12 protein-coding genes are annotated in these 12981 nt (G+C 64.7%); 9 read left to right on the top strand and 3 right to left on the bottom strand.

Features of this window, described 5'->3' with window-relative positions:
- The first annotated feature begins 16 nt into the window (after positions 1 to 16).
- The 7 genes from ABIB99_RS16880 (at position 17) to ABIB99_RS16850 (ending at position 9122) form a co-directional block, all read left to right on the top strand.
- A complete protein-coding gene (locus ABIB99_RS16880) occupies positions 17 to 2257 on the top strand; it encodes a COG1361 family protein (protein WP_354176709.1) in 2241 nt (746 codons plus the stop codon).
- Positions 2258 to 2441: 184 nt separating this feature from the next.
- Positions 2442 to 3335: an APH(6)-I family aminoglycoside O-phosphotransferase gene (locus tag ABIB99_RS16875; RefSeq protein WP_502917503.1), complete on the top strand. Its 894-nt coding sequence runs from the start codon at positions 2442 to 2444 to the stop codon at positions 3333 to 3335.
- 256 nt (positions 3336 to 3591) lie between these two features.
- A complete protein-coding gene (locus tag ABIB99_RS16870) occupies positions 3592 to 5511 on the top strand; it encodes a Vps62-related protein (protein ID WP_354176706.1) in 1920 nt (639 codons plus the stop codon).
- Between the two features lie 103 nt (positions 5512 to 5614).
- A complete protein-coding gene (locus ABIB99_RS16865; RefSeq protein WP_354176705.1) occupies positions 5615 to 6874 on the top strand; it encodes a serine hydrolase domain-containing protein in 1260 nt (419 codons plus the stop codon).
- A 205-nt stretch (positions 6875 to 7079) separates the two neighbouring features.
- Entirely contained in the window at positions 7080 to 7958 is an 879-nt protein-coding gene (locus ABIB99_RS16860; protein ID WP_063983771.1) for an AraC family transcriptional regulator, read from the top strand.
- 139 nt (positions 7959 to 8097) lie between these two features.
- Positions 8098 to 8760 carry an SRPBCC family protein gene (locus tag ABIB99_RS16855; protein ID WP_354176703.1) on the top strand — a complete coding sequence of 221 codons (663 nt, stop codon included), beginning with the start codon at positions 8098 to 8100 and terminating at the stop codon, positions 8758 to 8760.
- Positions 8760 to 9122 carry an ArsR/SmtB family transcription factor gene (locus tag ABIB99_RS16850; RefSeq protein WP_135214285.1) on the top strand — a complete coding sequence of 121 codons (363 nt, stop codon included), beginning with the start codon at positions 8760 to 8762 and terminating at the stop codon, positions 9120 to 9122. The genes ABIB99_RS16855 and ABIB99_RS16850 overlap by 1 nt, the downstream gene beginning before the upstream one ends.
- 94 nt (positions 9123 to 9216) lie before the next feature.
- Here the strand turns inward: ABIB99_RS16850 and ABIB99_RS16845 are convergent, their stop codons facing one another.
- Together ABIB99_RS16845 and ABIB99_RS16840 are read right to left on the bottom strand one after the other, a co-directional pair.
- On the bottom strand, positions 9217 to 9726 hold the full coding sequence (locus ABIB99_RS16845; RefSeq protein ID WP_354176701.1) for a GFA family protein: 510 nt from the start codon (positions 9724 to 9726) through the stop codon (positions 9217 to 9219).
- Between the two features lie 195 nt (positions 9727 to 9921).
- Positions 9922 to 10893, bottom strand: coding sequence for a LysR family transcriptional regulator (locus tag ABIB99_RS16840; RefSeq protein ID WP_354176699.1), 972 nt, complete (start codon positions 10891 to 10893; stop codon positions 9922 to 9924).
- Positions 10894 to 11043: 150 nt separating this feature from the next.
- Here ABIB99_RS16840 and ABIB99_RS16835 point away from each other — a divergent pair, with 150 nt between their 5' ends.
- Together ABIB99_RS16835 and ABIB99_RS16830 are read left to right on the top strand one after the other, a co-directional pair.
- Positions 11044 to 11469: a hypothetical protein gene (locus ABIB99_RS16835; protein ID WP_354176697.1), complete on the top strand. Its 426-nt coding sequence runs from the start codon at positions 11044 to 11046 to the stop codon at positions 11467 to 11469.
- 161 nt (positions 11470 to 11630) lie between these two features.
- Positions 11631 to 12149, top strand: coding sequence for a DUF8737 domain-containing protein (locus ABIB99_RS16830; protein WP_354176696.1), 519 nt, complete (start codon positions 11631 to 11633; stop codon positions 12147 to 12149).
- 147 nt (positions 12150 to 12296) lie between these two features.
- On the opposite strand, the gene ABIB99_RS16825 is transcribed toward ABIB99_RS16830, so the two are convergent.
- Positions 12297 to 12683 carry a hypothetical protein gene (locus ABIB99_RS16825; protein WP_354176695.1) on the bottom strand — a complete coding sequence of 129 codons (387 nt, stop codon included), beginning with the start codon at positions 12681 to 12683 and terminating at the stop codon, positions 12297 to 12299.
- Between the last annotated feature and the right edge of the window lie 298 nt (positions 12684 to 12981).

The raw sequence follows: 12981 nt of genomic DNA, 5'->3' as shown, positions 1-12981 counted from the left end.
TGGCAGCCTTTCCAAGATGACCGCGGCATCGGTCGAGCCCGCGATGAAGCCGCAAGTCCCCCTGTCGCGCCAAATCAGCTTCAGCGACGAGGAGTCCGGCGATCAGCCGGCCTCGACCGATCTGCAGCCGTTTCCGCCGTTCAGGCTGTGCAGGCTCGACTTCCGCGAAGGCTGCTACCAGATCAACTTCAGGCCGACCGCGGGCTTCGTGACCTTTGAAGGCACGCTGCGCGTCGATCGCTCGGCACCCGACGGCGGCGCCGACCATCTGATCGTCAGCGGCGATCTCTACTCGCGCCGGCCGGTGATCGGTCCGATCCCGCCGGTGGGGCTCGTGGTGCCGGTGGGCGACGCGGACGAAGATGAAGCGGCGGCGGGCTCGGGATTGACGAGCCTGGCCGGTTCGCTCAGTGCGCTCGATGACCCCCTGATTCCGTTTCCGATCCGCAGGCCGCGGATCCCCATCTTCCCCCGCGCGCGCTATCATTCCTATCTCAGGGTGACCAGCGTGTCCGCGCCTGTCGCGGTCCCGCCGCCGAAGAAGTGCGAGCTGACGATCACAGCCGAGCAGTTCAATTACACGCAGCCGCCGGCCGGCCAGTTCAAAGGCACGTTCCCGGCTTCGCCGTCGCGCACCGTGACGATGAAGCTTTCAAAGGTGCCGGCGCCGTTTCCGTTCTCCCTGACCGGCGGCCCGTTCTACCAGGGCCGGCTGTTCGAGGGCGGCGTGGACAAGGGCAGCATCACGCTCGCCTGGGTGTCGAAGTTCTTCCGCCGCGCCACGCTGGAGATCGACACGCTGGTCGGAGCCGTCCGGCCCGCGCCGGTGCCTGACGGTGCCGGTGGCACCGAGTTCTTCGACACGGTCTTTGCGAAGACCGGCTGGCAGCTGTCGGTAGTGCAGGACCAGCTCAACGTTCCGGTGCCATCAGGCGTGGTGGCGACCAATTGCTGGAGCTCAGCGGATCTGCATGCGCTGATGACGACCGTACGCAATCCCGCGACCAATCTGGACACCGAATGGCGCGTGCACATGATCGTGGTGCCCGCCAAGCTCGGCTGCTCGCGCGGCATCATGTACGACCAGATCGGCGTACCTCGCGAAGGCTGCGCCAGCTTCTCCGATGACGGCTATCCCGTCTCGGACTCCTCGAACTTCGGTCTCGCCGCGAACAAGAAGCAACGCGACGTGCCGCGAGCGTTCCTGCGCAGCGCGACCCACGAGCTGACGCATACGCTGAACCAGATCCATCAGGAGCAGGAGACGGCGGCCGACAACTCGATCATGACCACGACGCCGAGTGTCGCGGACGTGCTCGGCGGTCCCGCGACCGGCGCACCCGGCGTGTTCCCGGATCAGATCGCGCTCGCGCACAACACCAACGTCCGTCATCACCTCAACCACATGCCCGATCCGGTCATTCGTCCGGGCGGATGGCCGTTCGCAAGCTGGTTCCCGACCGGTGCGCCGCAAGCCGCCGACCGGCACGACTTCGAACCTTCCGAGCTGGCGCTGACGGTCACGGCCACGACCGACCGCGTCGCGCTCGGCCAGCCGCTGGATCTGACCTGGACCATGACGAACACCAGCGGCGTGTCGCTGCGCGCGCCGAACGACGTCAGCACCGAGGCGCTGTTCGCATCGATCACCGTCACCGACGGCGAGGGGCACGAGCGTCCGGTCAGGCCGTTCGTGATCCTGTGCGAGCACGCGAAGCTGGGCGAGCTTGAGCCCGGCAAGAGCGTCACGGCGTCAGCGAAGGTGTTCTGGAGCACGGCGGGCTTCGCCTTCGAGAAACCGGGCCGCTACCGCGTCGACGTCGCGGTGTCGTGGTCGGCGCAGGGCGTGATGGTTGGCGTGCAGTCGGGCATCGACGTGTTCGTCGACTATCCGACCAGCGCGAGCGACAACCATTCGGCCAATCTCGTGCTGCATCCCGAGGTCGGCAAATGGGTGGCGCTCGGCGGCGATGCCTATCACCTCGGTGAAGCGTGCCGGCGGTTGCAGGCGCTCAGCCAGACCGCAGTGCCGTCAGGCGCGCGCGCCGCAACAGCTGCGGCCGGCGACGATACGACCGCGCCGCGCGCGATCGACGGTTTTGCCGACATGCTGCCCGATCGCGCCAAGCTCGCCAGGTTGCGTCCCGAACTGTCCACTGAGACCGGCGGCCGTACGCCACGCGGACCGGCGCGAGCAGCCGCCCCAGGCCGCAAACGCGCGGCGAAGGCAAAGGGGCGCGCTGGGCGAAAGCGGTAACGGTTTCGCCAGAGTCCGGTGAAGACCATCGGTGTCATGGGCGAGCGCACCTGCGACCGTGTCGTCGCAGGTGCGCCGTCACCTTCGCCGACCGCGACGCGAAAGCGCGACTCTTTGGCCACGGGAAAGGAAAACGAAAACGTGGAAAGGGTATCGCTGCAACGAAACGGTGGCGGCCGGCCGCATGATTGATCAAGTCCCGGCAGACAGAGCGCCGGACATGATCCCAGGTGATGACCCCATGGACTCGCATCCCCATATTCCAGCGCCAGTCACAACGTGGCTAGAACGATGGCGTCTGGTTCCGGACGGGGCACTGCTGACCACCCATTCCAGCTGGGTCCTGCCGGTCCGACATGAGGGCCGGCCTGCAATGCTCAAGGTTGCCCGTATTCCCGATGAGGGGGCGGGCTATCGCCTTCTGACCTGGTGGGACGGTCAGGGCGCAGCCAGGGTCTTTGCCTCGACTGCGGACGCGCTGCTGATGGAACGGGCCTCGGGAGCCGGTGATCTCGCGCAGATGGCTTGGTCGGGCCGGGACGAGGAGGCATGCCGGATCCTCTGCGACACGGCGGCGCGGCTGCACGCGACGCGGTCTGGCCCGCTTCCCGACCTGCACCCGCTGGAAGACTGGTTTCAGCCGCTCTTCCAGCTCGCCCCGGACCACGCGGCACTCGAGCCCGCCGCCGACATCGCCCGCCAACTCCTGGCCGCGCCACGCGCCATCGGTCCGCTGCACGGCGACCTGCACCACGAGAATGTGCTCGACTTCGGTGAGCGGGGATGGCTGGCGATCGACCCGCATGGGCTCGTCGGCGAACGAACATTCGACTATGCCAACATCTTCACGAACCCCGACCTCAGCGATCCCGGCCGTCCGCTTGCGACCCTGCCGGGTCGACTGGAGGCCCGGCTGGATATCGTGGTCGCCGTGACGGGACTTCAGCCCGAGCGGCTGCTTCGCTGGATCGTTGCGTGGACGGGGTTGTCGGCAGCCTGGTTCATTGGCGACGGCGACGAGCAGGGCGCCGCCATCGACCTGACCATCAATACAATAGCTCGCCGCCTGCTCGACTAGCCTCGGCGCGCGAGTGCTCGCTCATGACGCGCACCCGCGCGAGCGGCCGCGCCAGGACGCAAACTTCACAGACGAATGACAGCAGTGTGAAATTCTCCATCGCTGCCGCGCTGTTTCATCTGCGCTCAGTTTCAGTATGATGTGATCTCGCTTTAAGCGTGTATTGTTGTAGGCTATCGCGCAGGGGCTGGCTCGCGTCCAATATCGGTTGTTCGAAGCTCCCGACCGTCGATCTACGACCAGCAGGGAGCAAATCATGGCCTGGCCTACGCTTGCCGAACTCGTCTCGAACTTCGCGCCGATCCTTCATCTCGACAAGGACGAGGTCAATCTGCCCTCGTCGACCGACTGGTACATCGGCCAGGTCGGCTATCAGGCCGCCGGCGGCATCTATTCCGGTCCCGGTCAGTGGAATTGGGGGACGGCCGAGCAGAGCAGCCCCGACGACTATCTGGTCGCGCCGCAGGCGATATGGGCCTCGCTGATGAAGGGCTATATCCCCACCGCCACCAGCTATGTTCACGTCCTGCCGGTCGACGACCGCACCGACATGGTCGATCTCCAGTACTGGCTGTTCTATCCCTACAACGGGCAGGAGACCTTCGAGGTCACCGGTTGGACCGGCAGTACCGGTCAGGCGCTGATGCCGCTCTCGATCCATTGGGGCGACTGGGAATGCGTCACGGTGCGCGTCAATATCGACCAGCAGGTCCTCGGCGTATTCTTCTCGCAGCATTCGGGCGGACAATGGTGCTCGCCGAACGACGGCTTCCTGTCGCTCAGCGGTACGCACCCGAACGTCTATGTCGCGAGCGGGTCGCATGCCAACTATCCGGCCGCGAGCAACAGCACCTATGAGATCGGCGGCGTCGACGTGTGGGACGTGCGCTTCGCGGTGGCCGACTACGCGCGCGGCGGCGGTCCGACCGTCAATCTGTCCGCGCCCAATCCGCCGGTCGTGATCCAGAACGATGCGCAGGCGATCCTTCCCACGCCCGTCACCTCGCCACCCTGGCTCGCCTTCAGGGGACGCTGGGGACAGCCGATCGAGCCCACGCTGACCGACGCGGAGATAGGCTCATTGGTCGCCGCCGCCGCCAGCGGCATGCAACTGAACGTGCTGGTCGAGGACGCCGTGCAGTACGTGGCAGGCTCGACCACGCTGCAGGCCTGGCTTTCGGAAGTGATCCTGCCGATCGCGAAGGGCGACCTGACCGGCCCAACGGGACCATCGCAGAAGGGCTCCTGGGCCGTCACGCCGACCTTCCTGCCGTTCGGCACCGACGCGCCGATCGCTTCGAGCGTCAGTCTCGTTCCGGTGGCGCTCGCGACGATGCCGGGATCGCAAATCCTCTGCATCGGAATGGGGAGTCCCTTGCCCCCGGCGATGCGTGCGTGGAGCCTCAATCAGGGTAAATGGTCCAGTGCGAAGTCGCCTACCATGAGCCCGTTCGGCGGACTGGCCGCCTGCGCGACGCCCTCGGGCGGACTGGCGCTGCTCGGTCTGGGCAAGACCAGCCTTCTCGCCTTCATCTCGTCCTCTGGGGCGTCCGGAGGGCCGTGGAGCGCAGCGGGGCTCTGGCCCGCACCGCCGGCCACGACCGGGGCCAGCATCGGCCAGCTCAACGGCGTCTGGTATATTGCCTGGGGCGGCGCCGACGGCAGCATCCAGTATCTCAGCACGACCGACTGGGTGCATTTCGGGTCTCCGCAAAGCGTGATGATTCCCAGCGTCGACGGCCCGGTGCCTGCGACGATCGCGGGCGGTGGGCTGGTGGCGCCTGCGGTGGAGAGCTGCGGGGGCGCGCTGGTGATCGTGGCGCCGATCGCCGGTCTCGAAAAGGGGATGCCGACGGTGCTCGGCGCCTATGTGTCGTCCGACGGTTCGAACTGGACCGGCCCCAATCTGCTGCCGAGCATGTCGCTCTGTTCGAACACCAGCGGCGCGCTCGCCGCAGGGCCGAACGGGACGCTCTATTGCTTCTATGCCGACAACAACAAGAAGGTGCGTTACTCGGTCACCAGCGACGGCGCGGACTGGAGCGATTCAGGCACGATCGCTGGCGCGTTCACCCAGCGGACGCCTAGCGTGGTCCCCTGGCAGGGCGGCTTTCTCGTCGTGCATCCCGGCAAGTCGTCACCGACGGTGTACTGGAACAGCGCGACCTTCGAGTAAAGCGCGGCGGGACCACTGCACGGCCCCCCGGCGCAAACGCGGGATGTAGACGGCGCTGTCCCATGGTACGCCGACTACATCGTCGCCTCCGGAGCCCGCCTTCATGCCCGCTGCAACCGCCCCCAACCAACAGACCGCGACCGCCACCGAGACCGACCCCGAAGCGCTCGGCTGGATGAAGGGCTTCCCGCCATCTCCCGACCGCACCATCACCTTCCAGAACGGCTCGTTCCGCAATTTTCCCGAGTTGCGCTGGGCCTGGAGCAACGTCCGCCAGCTGGTGCCGACCGTGAATGTCTGGCGCGGGGCGGGGCCTGCGTCCGTGTTGCCGCGGGAAGACCACGACATCGGCGCGGTCGCCTCGACCACCATGGACGGCCGGCCCATGACGTTCGCGAAGATGCTGGAGGAGACTTATACCGACGGCATCGCCGTGCTGCATCGGGGCAAGCTGATCCATGAGCGCTACTTCGGCGCGCTGAAGCCGCACAAGCCGCATATCGCGATGTCGGTGACGAAATCCTTCACCGGCGTGCTGGCCGGCATTCTCGTCACCGAGGGCAAGATCGATCCGCAGGCACAGGTCACGGATTATGTGCCGGAGCTGAAAGCCAGCGCGTTCGGCGATGCGCGCGTGCACGAGGTCATGGATATGACCACGGGGCTCGAATACACCGAAGTCTATACCGACAAGAATTCCCACGTGTGGGGCCTGCGCCGTGCCAACGGCATGGCGCCGATTCCGCCTGACTATGACGGCCCGACCAATATCTTCGATTTCCTTGCCGCGCAGAAGAAGCAGGGCGAGCACGGCAAGGCCTTTGCCTACAAGACCGTCAACACCGATGTGCTCGCCTGGATCTGCCGGCGCGCCAGCGGCATGACGTTATCCGACCTTCTCTCCGAGCGCATCTGGACGCCAATGGGCGCGGAGGAGGACGCGCATTATCACGTCGATCGCATCGGCACCGAGAGCGGCGGTGGCGGCCTCTCGACCGCGTTGCGCGATCTCGCCCGGTTCGGCGAGACCATGCGCAATCATGGCCGCTTCAACGGCCGCCAGATCGTGCCTTCGTCCGTCGTCGAGGATATCGCGCGCGGCGGCGCCCCCGAGAAGTTCAAGCCGGCCGGCTACGCCACGCTGCCCGGCGCGTCCTATCGCAACCAATGGTGGGTCACGCACAACGCCCACGGCGCCTATATGGCGCGCGGCGTTCACGGCCAGGGCATCTACGTCGATCCCAAGGCCGAGATGGTGATCGCGCGCTACGCATCGCACCCCGTCGCGGGCAACGCCGCCAACGACCCCGTGACGCTGCCGGCCTATATGGCGCTGGCGAAGGAACTGATGTCCGGCGGGTAGGGCGTGGCGGGGGGTGATGGCGTAGGGTGGATTAGCCGAAGGCGTAATCCACCACCTTTCATCGAGCCGCGTTGAAGACGGCGGATTACGCTTCGCTAATCCGCCCTACGGGGCCGACGAATTCGCGACAACTTCCAAACCGCAAGATCGGTCGAGCAAATGATCGCCGTCAGCGGCTATCTGGAGCCGCCACGGAGGAGGGACGATGAAGGCGGCGCTGCAGAACTATCAGGACCGGATGCGGCGGGTGCTGGACCATATCGACCGGCATCTCGACAGCGATCTGGACCTGGAAACGCTGAGCAGCGTTGCAGCCTTCTCGAAATTTCATTTCCACCGGCAGTTCACGGCGACCTTCGGGTTGTCCGTGCATCGCTATGTCCAGCTGGCCCGTATGAAGCGCGCTTCCTACATGCTGGCCTACAGTGACGCCCTTGGTGTCACTGACATCGCGATGGACGCCGGTTACGATGCACCGGACGCCTTTGCCCGCGCCTTTCGGCAACGGTTCGGGCAATCGCCGTCGTCGTTCCGCAACTCTCCCGACTGGGAGCCGTGGCTTGTGGCCTTCGGGCCTCTCGACAACGCGAGGAGCAAGCTCATGAAGACTTTTACCACTGACGACGTGACCATACGCGATGTGCCCTCCACGAGGGTGGCGATCATGGAGCATCGGGGCGACCCGGCGACGCTCGGCGACACCATCCGGCGGTTCATCGCATGGCGAAAGAAAGCCGGCCTGCACCCCAGGACAAGTCCGACCTTCAATGTCTGGCGGTCCGAACGCCGTCCTTCCTCGCCCGCCACTTACAGCACGGACCTCTGTGTCGGGACCGACCAGCCGATCGAGGCGAACGGCGAAGAGATCAAGGCCGGCGAGATCCCCGGCGGACGCTGCGCGGTGCTGCGTGTCGTCGGCTACACCGACAATCTGGAACCCGCCGCGCTCTACCTCTATCGCGACTGGCTTCCGGCGAGCGGCGAGGAAGCACGCGACTTCCCGATCTATTGCCAGCGGCTGAGCTTCTTCCCGGAGGTGCCGGAGCATGAGACGGTTGCGGACGTATTCCTGCCTCTGAAATAGCGCCCTCCGACGGCGGACGAACTGGCATCAATCAATATCGCGCGCTCCACACGGCGGCACGGTCTCACTAATATAAGAGTTGACTTATATTAGTGAAAGCCGATACTCGCCATTGCGCGAAACGATACGGAGGGATGCAATGGAAATCGACGTCGCCAGGGTCTTGGGGCTTGTCACGCGTTCGGTGAAGAATTTCGAGAAGGATGGAAAAGCAGCCAGCACGGTGACGCTGACGCGGCTTTACGAGACCAGTGTCGACGATCTCTGGGACGCAGTGACCAGCCGGCAACGCATTCCGCGCTGGTTCCTGCCGGTCGAGGGAGACCTCCAGCTGGGCGGGAGGTACCAGCTGAAGGGGAACGCGGGCGGCACCATCACGGCATGTGCGCCGCCGACGCATTTTGCAGCGACGTGGGAATTCGGCGGCGGGATGAGCTGGATCGACGTCAAGCTGGCGGCAGAACGCGATCAGGCGCGTCTGACGCTGGAGCACACCGCAATTATCGAGGACCATTGGAATCAGTTCGGTCCTGGTGCGGTGGGTATCGGCTGGGATCTCGCCATCGCGGGATTGGAGCGATATGTTGCGACCGGCGCATCGGTCGACCACGAGACGGCCGAGGCCTGGATGGGCTCTCCTGCCGGCAAGGAATTCATGACGACGAGCGGTGAATATTGGTGCAAGGCGCATGTCGCAAGCGGGGTCGATCCTGATACGGCGAAGCAGCGCTCCGACCGCACCATCGCCTTCTACCGCGGCGAGATGCCGCCTGACGTTGCACATCCGGGCACAGGAAGCTGATGCACGTCTTCGAGGTCCTCGCCGATCCCGTGCGCCGTCGTATCCTCGAGCTGCTCGCCCCGGGGGAGATGGCGTCCGGTGAGGTCGTTGAAGCGATCGGGGCCGAGTTCGGGATCACGCAGGCGGCCGTGTCGCAGCATCTCAAGGTGCTGCGCGAGAGCGGCTTTGCGACGGTTCGGGCGGAGGCGCAAAGACGACTCTATTCGGTCGACGGCGCGGGGCTTCGGTCGGTGGATGCCTGGATCGGTCAGTTCAGGAATTTCTGGGAGCCGAAGCTGGACGCGCTGGCGACGGAGATCGCGCGCGGCAAACGGGAGCGCCGTCACGCGCCGATGACCAAACGGAGCGGGAAGAGGGCGTGAGCTCCATTGGTAGGATGGGTAGAGCGCAGCGAATCCCATCAATACCGCGCGTTGAACCCGATGGGTTTCGCTGCGCTCTACCCATTCCACACGCTCATCTTCCCAGCGCCATCGCGATGCGCGAGGCCAGAAGCTTGACCATGAGACCGGGCGGATAGCTTCGATAGCTCGGCACATCGTCCGACAGCACGACGCCCTCCGGTTTGAACTTCGTGCAGATCCGGGCCTGCAGGGGAGGGAGCTCGCCGTGAAATCGCGCCCGGTAGGCCGAGACCCAGTGCGGACCGCGATCGAAACTGACGAACATCGCCGAGTTGCAGCAGGTCGCGATAACCCTGTTGGTCGGCGAAATGTCCTTGAGCTTATGAGACTTCAGGAGCTCGGCTCCCTTGGAGCATGCGAAGCGGTCCTTGCGATAAAGCACATAGGCCGTCCCGCCGCCGGGATCGCGGACGGCAGGCGCATTCGGCAGAGCCTCGAGCTGCGCCGCACCCTTCTGGCAGTCGTCGCAATAGCAGGCGGCGCTGACAATCGGCTTGCCGAGCGCTTTGACTTCGACGCTGCCGCAGGCGCACGACGCGATCATGACGGGGGAGTGGGTCATCTGCCTGCAATCACCATGGGGTTGTTCTCGCCGTTGCGGAACTCTGGCGTTACGCGGAAGCCGGTACGCGCAGGTTCCTCGCATCATACGGCAAAGCACGCAAGCGAAAGCGGTGACACCGCTTTGCTGCGGTGTCTCCCTCACCCCCGCGACATCTTCTCGAACTGCTCGATCAACCGTTCCGCGCTTTCGATATCAGCGCGTTTTCGTCCCGCGCGTTCGCTTGTCATCAACGTGAACGCGCGTTTTGCCGGCAGCAACCTGACGACCCTTTACGTGGTCGATGAAGGCTCTCAGTTTCGGCATCGTTTGATGACGGCTCGGATAGTAGAGAAACACGCCCGGCGCTATTGGCGCGAAAGACTTCAGGACCTGTATGAGCTTTCCCGTCTTCACCAGGCTGGTGGCGATCGGCGCGGGCACTTGCGCAAGTCCCATGCCTTCCACGGCGGCGCCAAGCATGGTGGGAAAGTCGTGGGCAATCAGCGGCCCCGAGACGATCGCTTCGACTGTCTTGTTGCCATCGACAAGAGACCATGGCGCGATCGATCCGTTGCTGCGGCGAATGCGCAGGCATGCGTGCCGACGCAGGTCGTCGATACGCTCGGGTCGCCCGTGCCGGCTTAGATAGTCGGGGCTGCCGACGACCACGAACGGGAAGGGGGGCGTCAGCCGGACCGCGACCATGTCGGTGGCGATGAATTGGCCCATCCGGACGCCGGCATCAAACCCCTTGGCCGCGAGGTCGACCAATTCCTCGCCGGCGGCGATCTCCACTTCGACCTCGGGATAGGCCTGGCAGAAGGATGCGATCAGCGGCTCCAACAGGATCGGTACCACCGCGCGCGGCACGGTGAGGCGCAACAGTCCAGTCGGCCGCTGCCCAAGATCGCGCGCAACCTCGCTTGCGGCGACGAGCTCCTCGAAAGCGGGCTTTGCGCGCGAGAGGAACCGCGCGCCGGCCTCGGTCAGGCCGACACTGCGTGTCGTGCGTATGAACAAGGCTGCGCCGACACGTGCCTCGAGCGCACGGACCGCCTGGCTGATGGCCGATGGCGTGACGCCGAGCTCCGCGGCTGCGCGGCGGAAACTGCGGTACTGGGCGACGCGCAGGAACGCTTCCACGCCATCGAGCGCGCCTTGTCTGACTGTGAAGTTCTGCTTCATAGCCCATCAACATTATCCCGAATAGTCGCTCGCGCCAATCGGTCGTATGTCTCGCTCGCAGATCGGAAGCATCGCTGATGGCGGACATCTGCGACGTCAGCGCGATCTCAGAGAACAAAGGAGACCGTCGTGCTCCGGGAAACGAGACCGATGAAAGTCATCCGCAAATTTGTCGTCATGCTCACCCTAACCCTGATGGGAGCGACTTCCATGATCGATCCATCCGTTGCCCAAACACAAGCCATCTCACAAGCCATGTCGCCCACAACCACCGGGGTGATGGTCATCCTGACCGTGAAGACGGGCGTCACGCGCGAGCAGGTCATGGCCGTCATGCCCGCTGAAATCCAGCAGACGGTGCAGCTCTATCTCAATGGGAAAATTCGCGAGTGGTATTCGCGTGGCGATGGGCGCGGAGCGATCTTCCTCGTCGATGCCAGGGATGTCGCCGGGGCGCAGGCGATCATGGGGGATCTCCCATTGGCCAGGCAAGATCTGATGGACCACGAGTATATCGCAATCGGTCCGCTTTTGCCGCTCCGCTTGCTCATGGCCAATCCCGAGCGCCGGCAATAAGGGCGAGATCCGGATGGAGGACTGCCGATGACCACCGACGCTGCTCCCTCTGCGATCGTCCCGCCGCTTCGAGCCTGGCATAGCCTGCTTTGGACCGTCCCATTCACGGCACTGTGGACCTGTTGATCCATGCGCTAGTCGCGATCTGATCGGAGACCAAAATGACGACAGAAACGCTCTTCCAGATACATCTTGTCCTCGGTTATGTCGCGTGGCTGCTCTGCTTCGGCACGTATGTCTGGCCCTGGCTCAGGTCGATGGACGGGCGCGACGCGCACCGTGCCATCGCCACTCTGCACAGCTTCCGCTTCTTCGGGCTCGTCTTCATCCTTCCCGGCATCGTGAGCCCGGACCTGCCGGCTGGCTTCGCGGTGTTCGCCGCCTGGGGCGACTTCGCGACCGGGGTGCTGGCCATGCTGGCGCTTCTCACGGTGAGGATACGCACGCTCTTCTGGCTGTTCGTCGTCGCCTTCAATCTCGCGGGCACGGTCGATCTCGTCGTCGACTACTATGATGCCATCCAGGTCGGCCTTCCCGCGCATGCGGAGTGGCTTGGCTCAACCTACGCGATCCCGATCATCTACGTGCCGCTGCTGATGATCACGCACGTCTCCGCATTCTATTTTCTGGTACGCCCGCGAGTCGGCGCCGATGCGGTGGCACTGGCCGGCGCGGGCTGAGACGAACCGCTAAAGTAGTAGTTCCCTCCGACAGAGGCCTCGCCCTCCCTACCAATCGGCGGCTGCCTCGAGCAGCCGTTGGCGCATGAAGGCAACGCGCGGCCGTTTGCGTTCCGGTCGGCGTATGAACGGTGAGGATTGAGCCGATCAGGTCACGCAACGGCCGGGCTGCAGAAGCCTTGCGACTTCCGTGAGCGCGCTGACCACGGGCTCGCAGGCAAGTGTCGGCTTACGGCTCTGATTTCGCAGCAGCGTCGGCGGCTTGGTGGTGCGGGCCTGCGCAGACGGAATACGCAGCAAGACCGAGGTATCGGCGAGATCGTTCAAGCGCAGCGAAACCGTTTTCGTCGGCACTGCGAAAGGCTTGCGGTCGGCAAGACGATCTGCCTTGCCGGCGCGATTGACGATGTGGCTTGACTGTTCGGAGACCGCCTGCCAGCGGTTTACGAGGTCGTGACCTGAAGCGTACTGCACTGCACCGAGCGTCAACGCGGTCGCGACAGCGCCTAGAAGAGCTTTGCGAATCTGTGACATGGCTTCGCTCCTCGCCCCATGGCGATTGTCGATCCTTACGCAGCGCCCCCCGGCCCATCGCTTCCCATGGTTGCTTTCTAATGGCCGGCGGTTTCACCATGCCTTCGTGAACGCCGGAAAATGGTTTCATCCCGACAGGTTTTGTTTCGTCGCATTGAAGGAGGTCTTGGTTTCCGCCTGCGCACAGCGGCTACGTCCGCGTTGGGTCTTGGCCGTGTAAAAAGCAGTTTCACGGGAGGTCGGTTCTGAGAGTTAGGTGCCGAGGACGTTTCAGGCCGCGATCGCAGCGATTAGCCGC

The organism is Bradyrhizobium sp. LA6.1, assembly GCF_040547805.1.
Lineage (GTDB): Bacteria > Pseudomonadota > Alphaproteobacteria > Rhizobiales > Xanthobacteraceae > Bradyrhizobium > Bradyrhizobium barranii.
The sequence above is the reverse complement of the archived record's forward strand: the minus strand, read 5'-3'. Positions and strand labels throughout refer to the sequence as shown.

What these genes read in the sequence shown, in the direction of transcription:
- ABIB99_RS16835 (WP_354176697.1), top strand. Translation starts at nt 11,044, where the DNA reads ATGAAAGTCATCCGCAAATTTGTCGTCATGCTCACCCTAACCCTGATG.
- ABIB99_RS16880 (WP_354176709.1), top strand. Translation starts at nt 17, where the DNA reads ATGACCGCGGCATCGGTCGAGCCCGCGATGAAGCCGCAAGTCCCCCTG.
- ABIB99_RS16845 (WP_354176701.1), bottom strand. Translation starts at nt 9,726, where the DNA reads ATGACCCACTCCCCCGTCATGATCGCGTCGTGCGCCTGCGGCAGCGTC.
- ABIB99_RS16870 (WP_354176706.1), top strand. Translation starts at nt 3,592, where the DNA reads ATGGCCTGGCCTACGCTTGCCGAACTCGTCTCGAACTTCGCGCCGATC.
- ABIB99_RS16860 (WP_063983771.1), top strand. Translation starts at nt 7,080, where the DNA reads ATGAAGGCGGCGCTGCAGAACTATCAGGACCGGATGCGGCGGGTGCTG.
- ABIB99_RS16865 (WP_354176705.1), top strand. Translation starts at nt 5,615, where the DNA reads ATGCCCGCTGCAACCGCCCCCAACCAACAGACCGCGACCGCCACCGAG.
- ABIB99_RS16830 (WP_354176696.1), top strand. Translation starts at nt 11,631, where the DNA reads ATGACGACAGAAACGCTCTTCCAGATACATCTTGTCCTCGGTTATGTC.
- ABIB99_RS16875 (WP_502917503.1), top strand. Translation starts at nt 2,442, where the DNA reads ATGATTGATCAAGTCCCGGCAGACAGAGCGCCGGACATGATCCCAGGT.
- ABIB99_RS16825 (WP_354176695.1), bottom strand. Translation starts at nt 12,683, where the DNA reads ATGTCACAGATTCGCAAAGCTCTTCTAGGCGCTGTCGCGACCGCGTTG.
- ABIB99_RS16855 (WP_354176703.1), top strand. Translation starts at nt 8,098, where the DNA reads ATGGAAATCGACGTCGCCAGGGTCTTGGGGCTTGTCACGCGTTCGGTG.
- ABIB99_RS16850 (WP_135214285.1), top strand. Translation starts at nt 8,760, where the DNA reads ATGCACGTCTTCGAGGTCCTCGCCGATCCCGTGCGCCGTCGTATCCTC.
- ABIB99_RS16840 (WP_354176699.1), bottom strand. Translation starts at nt 10,893, where the DNA reads ATGAAGCAGAACTTCACAGTCAGACAAGGCGCGCTCGATGGCGTGGAA.